Annotated in this window: 7 protein-coding genes; 6 read left to right on the top strand and 1 reads right to left on the bottom strand. The window is 35.0% G+C overall.

What is annotated here, in order from left to right:
- Nucleotides 1–421 precede the first annotated feature (421 nt).
- The 5 genes from ald to SPD89_RS22100 all read left to right on the top strand — a co-directional run bounded on the left by ald (nucleotide 422) and on the right by SPD89_RS22100 (nucleotide 5,558).
- Complete coding sequence (gene ald / locus SPD89_RS22120; protein WP_336264104.1) at nucleotides 422–1,537, top strand: alanine dehydrogenase; 1,116 nt, start codon at nucleotides 422–424, stop codon at nucleotides 1,535–1,537.
- 307 nt (nucleotides 1,538–1,844) lie between these two features.
- Nucleotides 1,845–2,525, top strand: a complete 681-nt coding sequence (locus SPD89_RS22115) for a metal-dependent hydrolase (protein WP_336264103.1) — start codon at nucleotides 1,845–1,847, stop codon at nucleotides 2,523–2,525.
- 171 nt (nucleotides 2,526–2,696) lie between these two features.
- Nucleotides 2,697–3,449, top strand: a complete 753-nt coding sequence (locus tag SPD89_RS22110; RefSeq protein ID WP_336264102.1) for a prepilin peptidase — start codon at nucleotides 2,697–2,699, stop codon at nucleotides 3,447–3,449.
- 421 nt (nucleotides 3,450–3,870) lie between these two features.
- Nucleotides 3,871–4,113, top strand: a complete 243-nt coding sequence (locus SPD89_RS22105) for a hypothetical protein (protein WP_336264101.1) — start codon at nucleotides 3,871–3,873, stop codon at nucleotides 4,111–4,113.
- A gap of 137 nt (nucleotides 4,114–4,250) precedes the next feature.
- A complete protein-coding gene (locus SPD89_RS22100) occupies nucleotides 4,251–5,558 on the top strand; it encodes a DRTGG domain-containing protein (protein ID WP_336264099.1) in 1,308 nt (435 codons plus the stop codon).
- Between the two features lie 92 nt (nucleotides 5,559–5,650).
- On the opposite strand, the gene SPD89_RS22095 is transcribed toward SPD89_RS22100, so the two are convergent.
- Entirely contained in the window at nucleotides 5,651–5,947 is a 297-nt protein-coding gene (locus SPD89_RS22095; protein ID WP_336264098.1) for a YtpI family protein, read from the bottom strand.
- Nucleotides 5,948–6,050: 103 nt separating this feature from the next.
- Here SPD89_RS22095 and SPD89_RS22090 point away from each other — a divergent pair, with 103 nt between their 5' ends.
- A complete protein-coding gene (locus tag SPD89_RS22090) occupies nucleotides 6,051–7,007 on the top strand; it encodes a DHH family phosphoesterase (protein ID WP_336264097.1) in 957 nt (318 codons plus the stop codon).
- The last annotated feature ends 146 nt before the right edge of the window (nucleotides 7,008–7,153 follow it).

Raw genomic sequence — 7,153 nt, 5'->3', positions numbered from 1 at the left:
GATATTCAATTATTCAGCGAATTACAAAAATATTCAGCGCACTGATGGGATTCAGCGATTACAATCATCAGATAACCACCAAAAAAAAATGCATTTTTTGTGGCTTATTTGGTGTGCCCTTAGAAATATTTTACATAGAAGTGTTTCACTGATTTTGTTTTCACACTAATCACCTCTTTCCATTACTTACTTTTTAGTATAGGTGATCACATAAATGAATAAGTGTAACAATCATCACATTATTTTTGCTTGTAATAATTTTGTCATTTATATTTGATACATTGTTCAATTTTGGGTTACAGTTTATTTAAGTTAATAACTATTAAGTAAGATGAAAAAGATAATGCATTTTACATTTAACTTTGATAAAATGTAAATGGTTCAAATTTTTTAAATATTGTTGAAGAGGTGTGTTAGACAGATGAAAATTGGAATCCCCAAGGAAATATTGAATAATGAAAATAGAGTTGCTCTGAATCCTGCTGGAGTTCTCACATTAACAGATGCGGGTCACGAAGTTTATGTTCAAACTGGTGCGGGTGAAGGAGCAAGTTTTTCAGATGCTGAGTATGTAGAAGCAGGTGCAACAATTGTAGAAACAGCCAAAGAAGCCTGGAATCAAGAGATGGTTATGAAAGTAAAAGAGCCGCTTGAAGAAGAATATGAATATTTATATGAAGGGCAATATATCTTTACATATTTACATTTGGCATCACATCCGGAGTTAACGCAAGTGTTAGTTGATAAAAAAGTTATCGGGATTGCTTATGAAACAGTTCAATTACCGGATCGTACATTACCATTACTTACACCAATGAGTGAAGTAGCAGGTTACATGTCTACACAAATAGGTGCACAATATTTGGAAAAGACAAAAGGTGGTAAAGGAATATTACTTGCTGGGATTTCTGGTGTAAAACGCGGAAACGTGACAATTATCGGTGGCGGTGTAGTCGGAACGAATGCTGCAAAAATGGCGGTAGGACTTGGTGCGAATGTAGCGATTTTTGACTTGAATCCCGTGAGATTAAGGGAGTTGAATAATTATTTCGGTAACTCTGTAAATGCGTTAATGTCAAATTCGTTAGATATTGCAAATGCGATTGCTAATACGGATTTAGCTATTGGGTCTGTGCTCATCCCTGGAGCAAAGGCACCGGTACTTGTAACGGAAGAAATGGTTCAATCTATGGAAGATGGATCAGTCATCGTTGATGTTGCGATTGACCAAGGTGGAAATTTTGCAACAAGTGATCGTACAACAACACATGATGAGCCTACTTTTGTAAAACACGGCGTCGTTCATTATACGGTACCAAATATGCCTGGAGCAGTTCCTCAAACTTCAACGACAGGTCTTACAAATGCTACTGTCCCTTATGCACTCCAAATTGCGAACAAAGGCTTTGAGAAGGCAATCAAGGAAAACGAAGCTCTCTTAAAAGGAGTAAACATTATTGGTGGGGAAGTGACAAATCAAGGGGTTGCGGAGGCACTTGGTTATAATTATGTAGAAGCATTGAAAATGATTAAATAATAATGACATTTTTGGTGACACTCTGTACGATTTGAATCGAAAACCTTTCTGTATCCGTTCGAGCGTCCTTCCGCGCCTTTGATCTCGGAGGAAAAGGGAAAGAAGATCTGCGCAGCGTTCTCCCGCGCCTCTGTTCTCAGTGGATAAGGGAGAGAAGAGCTACGCGGCACTCTCTAAACAGATAAAATGTTCAAAAAATAATGATTTATCTTAAATAGAAACTATACTTTTTTCTCTGGAAAGATTTAGAATTTATTATTTCTGTGATAGAATAGAATGCAATAAAATTATGCGAGGAGAGATATGGATGAAAGTATCGTACCATGGACATTCTTGTGTTCGTGTAGAAACAGATTCTCACAAAATTTTAATTGACCCTTTTATTACCGGAAATGAACTATGTGATCTCGACCCAGATACTGTAGAAGCAGATGTTATTATTTTAACTCATGGACATGGTGATCATGTCGGAGATACAATGAAAATTGCTGACCGCACCGGCGCATTTATTGTTGCCTTGAATGAATTAGCGGTTTATCTGGGGCAAAAAGGATATAACGCACACGGCATGAACATCGGTGGAGCATATGACTTTGAATTTGGACGGGTAAAATACACGCAAGCATTCCACAGCTCATCATATGAAGAAGAAGATGGAACATTTATTTATACTGGTATGCCTGGTGGATTGTTACTTACTATTAATGGCAAAACCGTTTACCACCTAGGTGATACTGCGCTCTTCTCTGATTTGAAACTTATCGGTGATATGAATAATATTGATCTAGCCTTCGTTCCAATTGGAGATAATTTTACAATGGGACCAGAAGATGCCTTAATTGCTTCAGAATGGATTAACGCCGATATCGTTGTACCTGTTCATTACAATACTTTCCCTGTAATTAAACAAGATGGACAGGCATTCGCCGAAAAAGTAAAACCCGGAAGAGGGGTTGCACTAAAAGTTGGTGAATCATTAGAGTTGTAATTTTAACAAAAGAGCATTGTTCTCAGGTAGCAATGCTCTTTTATAAGGCTTGTAATAATCTCTTCATTTTTTCTCACCGAAATTTCCCTTACCATAAACTACCTAAAATTAACTAGTTTTCCCACTATAATTAAGATTAATAGATATTTTCTCGTTTAAGGAGCTTAAAAAATGGATATATTTTGGATTATTATGCTCTTTTTGTTTGGCATTATATTTGGATCATTTTTTAATGTAGTAGGTCTTCGTTTACCTGAAAAGTTACCCTTTCATAATGATCGTTCATTTTGTCCTGTATGTAAGCAGCAATTAAAATGGTACGAGCTTATTCCAATTTTTTCTTATATCATTCAACGTGGAAAATGTAGGAATTGTTCAGCTAAAATTTCGTCTATTTATCCGATAATTGAAATGTTAACAGGTCTGTTATTTGCATTTAGTTATGCTCAAATTGGATTTCAACTTGAACTTATAACAGCATTACTGTTTATTAGTATGCTGATGATTATTTTTGTTTCTGACATTTCTTATATGCTAATACCTAATAAAGTACTATTGTTTTTTCTACCATTTTTTATTTTGATCCGGATTATATCGCCATTGATACCTTGGTATGATGCCATTATTGGACCGGTAGCTGGCTTTGGCTTAATTGCACTCATTATTATCGTTAGTCAGGGTGGTATGGGAGCTGGTGATATGAAGCTATTTGGTGTAATTGGTATGGTGCTCGGATGGAAAAAAGTGTTACTTGCTTTTTTTATCGCTGCTTTCCTAGGAGCGATTATTGGTGGGATATTAATGATCGTAAATAAAGTGAAAAAAAAGCAACCAATTCCATTTGGTCCTTATATCGTAGTTGGTGCATTAGTCAGTTATTTTTATGGTGAACAAATTTTGACATTTTATTTGTCATTACTATGAACATTTAGTCGCATTAATATAACGATGTTGACATTTTAATCGGTTTTTGTACTATTTTATTAGATCTAAACCACTATAAAAGAAAAGTTAATATTTATTAAAAGGAAAGCGTTGAAGTACGATTGTATAAGTGGGCACTAAAGTCGCATGGAGCTAGTTGTACAACCGGCCTTTACTTAAAATACGTGATGTATTTGTAAAGGCTGTTTTTGGGTTTACTAAACAAATTAAAAGGATGTATCGACTATAAAGTGTGTATAAATGGAGCCTTTTAATCATGGGAAAGGGGTTAAAAATGGCCGCTCAAGGTCCATCGATTACTACAACGCCTCTACGGGAAGTGACTAAGAAGATTAAATAAGTTCTCTTATTCTTATTAACGCATATAGTAGTATAAACGATAGAGTTAGGAGGACTTCTTTTGAAAAACTACTCAATCTTACGTTTGTTATTTGCTGTATTCTTATTATATTTCGCTTGGCCATATATTCCAGAAGCGGTAGCGCCAATTGAAAAACTATTTTGGGGAGCTTGGCTAACTTTTTTAATTCTCGTGATAGGCGGAAATCTTGCGACACTATTAAATATTTCTCACCCACCTGTGATGGAACAAAAAGTAAGTCATCAACAAGAAAAAGTACAACAGCATGAAAGGAATTATTAACTCTACGATTTATTAAAAAACAGTATTATAATGCCGTTTAGAGTGTTTTAAATAATAAATATTGAGCTTCTAGTGAAACAACTGTATAATAGGCTTAATAGTTACAGACTAGTACAGTTGAAAGCTAGGTGAAGAAATTGGCAACTAAACACGAGCAAATTATACGTCATATTACGTCATTAGATGTTGGACATAAAATATCAGTACGCCAAATTGCGAAAGATTTAAATGTAAGTGATGGAACCGCTTATCGAGCAATTAAGGAAGCGGAAAATCAGGGTTTAGTTAGTACGATAGAACGTGTAGGAACAATCCGAATTGAACGAAAAGAAAAAGAGCATTTTAAACATTTAACTTTTGCGGAAGTTATCAATGTTGTTGATGGACAAGTACTTGGAGGTCGTGGAGGTCTCCATAAAACATTAAATAAATTTGTTATTGGTGCAATGCAACTTGAAGCGATGATGCGGTATACAGAAGCGGATTCACTTTTAATTGTCGGGAACCGGGTTAAAGCGCATGAACTTGCTATAAAAGCAGGCGCAGCGGTTTTAATTACTGGTGGTTTTGATACAAAAGAGCATATTAAAAAGCTTGCTGATGAAAAGAATTTACCAATCATGTCGACAAGTTATGACACGTTTACAGTCGCAGAAATGATTAACAGAGCTATTTATGACCAAATGATTAAAAAAGAAATTGTGTTCGTAAATGATATTTATACTCCATATGACCAAGTGCATAACTTATATAATAGCGATACAGTTGATGACTGGTACAAATTAAATGAATTAACAAATCATACTCGCTTTCCAGTTATTGATGACACTAGAAAGGTTATCGGTATGGTTACTTCCAAAGATGTTGTAGGCGTAAATGGGGACACATTAATCGAAAAAGTGATGACGAAAAATCCATTTGTTGTCCAAGCAAAAACGTCTCTTGCATATGTTGCCCACTTAATGGTTTGGGAAGGAATTGAAGTGGTTCCAATTGTTGATCAATCAAATGAACTGGAAGGACTTGTTTCCAGACAAGATGTGTTAAAAGCATTAAATGAGGTGCAACGTCAGCCACAAGTTGGTGAAACAATTCATGATATAATTTCTCGTGGACTTGATTCAACTGAAGCGGATCCGGTTGTTTTCGAAACGACAGTTACCCCACAAATGACAAACCAGCTAGGAACACTTTCAAATGGAGTGTTAACGACATTAGTTACTGAGGCGAGTGCTCGTCTACTTCGGCATTTGAAAAAAGGAAATATGGCTGTAGAAAGTTTAAATGTTTATTTCATTGAACCTGTTCAAATGGATAGCAACTTAACGATTAAACCGGAATTACTCGATGCCGGTCGTTTATACGCCAAAATAAATGTCGAAATTTTTAATGGACGCAAGCTTGTATGTAAAGGAATGTTGATGGCGCAATTAATGGATCGGTAACCTTCACTATTTAAACAGCTTGTAAATAAAAAACGTTGAAATTGGCACTATTATAGAAGGAGCCGTTTCAACGAATTTTTATCTACAAGTAATTAGCTTTCTGGGTTTAGACGTTTCCATTCATTACGATAATGTTTTGCCTCTTTAAACCCATCAATTGCTTGAATTACCCCAAGGAACAAAAATACAATACTAATAAACAGAATCAGTTTCGTTTGATAAGCAATGTATTGATTAATTCCAAAGAAAATTACAAAAGTGCCCAAAAATATTCTAGATTTCGCATTTATATATTTTTGTGATAGTTTATCTTTTGTTTTTAATATTGCTACTTTATAATAAATATATAATACGATAGAAATCATGATCAGCATTGCAAAAATAAACATATTGTCGTCTCCTGTTTGTAGGCTTTTATTACTAAACTCTATTATATCTATTTTTACGTCAATAATCTAGAAAAATTGTTTGTTGTAGATTGGAGTAGACAAAATGGTAAAACAACTTATTTTGGATAAAATTAAAGAATATGAAACAATTATAATCCACCGACATGTCCGTCCAGATGCGGATGCACTTGGTTCACAATGTGGATTAAAAGAAATAATAAGACTCTCATTTCCTACAAAAAAAGTATATGCAGTTGGCGAAGAAGATCCCGCACTTCACTTTTTTGCACGGATGGATAATGTTAATGACGAAATATATAATGATGCTCTAGTCATCATTTGTGACACTGCAAATACTGGTAGAATCAGTGATGAGCGATATAAATTAGGAAAAGAAATTATAAAAATTGATCATCATCCAAATAATGATCCGTATGGAGATATTATGTGGGTAGACACTTCTGCTAGTTCTACTTCAGAAATGATTTATGATTTTTTTAAGTTTGAAGAAAAGAAAGAGCTTCAGTTTAATGGTCAAATAGCTAGGCTAATTTATGGTGGGATTGTTGGAGATACCGGTCGATTTTTATTCCCAAGTACGAGTGATAAAACATTTCGCTATGCAGCAGAATTAATTGAGTATCCATTTGACCGTACCAAACTTTATAATGGTTTATATAGCGTTGGAGATAATATTGCCAGATTAAGAGGATATGTGTTACAAAACTTTACTTTGTCTCCAAATGGTATGAGCTCGATAAAGTTAACAAAGGAAATATTGGATAAGCACAAAGTTGAACCTATTGATACCGGGAAATTAGTCGGTACACTTGGAGATATTGAAAATATCAAAGCATGGGTTTTCTTCATTGAAGAAGACGATGTAATTCGAGTAAGAGTTCGCTCAAAAGGGCCTGTTATAAATGACTTGGCGGCTAAATTTAATGGTGGAGGACATCCGCTAGCAGCGGGTGCTTCTGTTAAAACATGGGAAGAAGCTAAACGCTTTATTACTGATTTAGAAGAAATATGTGCAAATCATATAGAAACTGCCCACTAAAAGATTATCTTGCTCTGCACAATAACCGTAAACTGCGACGTAAAAGTCTATATGGTCAACTCCGTATCTCAGGAAATGGCATAAATTGCGAAACGACTCCTCATGTTCTGAATCGACTCGACGTCTTGGAAAATGACTCGACATGT

The organism is Pseudogracilibacillus sp. SO30301A (assembly GCF_037072025.1).
Taxonomy (GTDB): Bacteria; Bacillota; Bacilli; order Bacillales; family Amphibacillaceae; genus Pseudogracilibacillus.
This window is presented reverse-complemented; position numbering and strand designations above follow the sequence as displayed.

Bases quoted from the DNA above. Each gene is read 5' to 3' on its own strand.
- ald (WP_336264104.1), top strand. From the start codon at position 422: ATGAAAATTGGAATCCCCAAGGAAATATTGAATAATGAAAATAGAGTT.
- SPD89_RS22115 (WP_336264103.1), top strand. From the start codon at position 1,845: ATGAAAGTATCGTACCATGGACATTCTTGTGTTCGTGTAGAAACAGAT.
- SPD89_RS22110 (WP_336264102.1), top strand. From the start codon at position 2,697: ATGGATATATTTTGGATTATTATGCTCTTTTTGTTTGGCATTATATTT.
- SPD89_RS22095 (WP_336264098.1), bottom strand. From the start codon at position 5,947: ATGTTTATTTTTGCAATGCTGATCATGATTTCTATCGTATTATATATT.
- SPD89_RS22090 (WP_336264097.1), top strand. From the start codon at position 6,051: ATGGTAAAACAACTTATTTTGGATAAAATTAAAGAATATGAAACAATT.